Annotated in this window: 1 protein-coding gene; it reads left to right on the top strand. The window is 74.0% G+C overall.

Going from position 1 to position 331, the window contains the following annotated elements:
• Positions 1 to 29: 29 nt before the first annotated feature.
• Positions 30 to 331, top strand: a 302-nt coding sequence (locus PUR61_RS16000) for a TolB family protein (RefSeq protein ID WP_443035178.1), incomplete at its 3' end; no start/stop codon positions are given.

Genomic DNA, 331 nt, shown 5'->3' with positions numbered 1-331 from the left:
TCACCAACGTCAAGCCCTACTCCGGCGAGGTGACCACTCCCAGCTGGTCGCCCGACGGAAAGCAGCTGGACTTCGAGTACCGCACCAGCGCCACCGGGCGCCCCGCCGACGGCCGCGCGTTGTTCTCCGTCGCCGCAGACGGCACCGGCCTTCGCCAGCTCACCCCCTGGGAGCTGCGGGCCGGAGGCCGGGCCGGATGGTCCCCCGACGGCACCCGGATCGTCTTCACCACCTTCCCCGCCGGCCCCGACCTCACCCCGGGGGGCGGGATCTACGCCATGCACGCCGACGGCAGCGCGATCGAGGCCCTGACGCCCGGCCCGTCCGACGT

Origin of the sequence: Streptomyces sp. BE20, from assembly GCF_036322525.1 — a bacterium.
In the GTDB taxonomy this organism is placed as follows: Bacteria; Actinomycetota; Actinomycetes; order Streptomycetales; family Streptomycetaceae; genus Kitasatospora.
The sequence above is the reverse complement of the archived record's forward strand: the minus strand, read 5'-3'. Positions and strand labels throughout refer to the sequence as shown.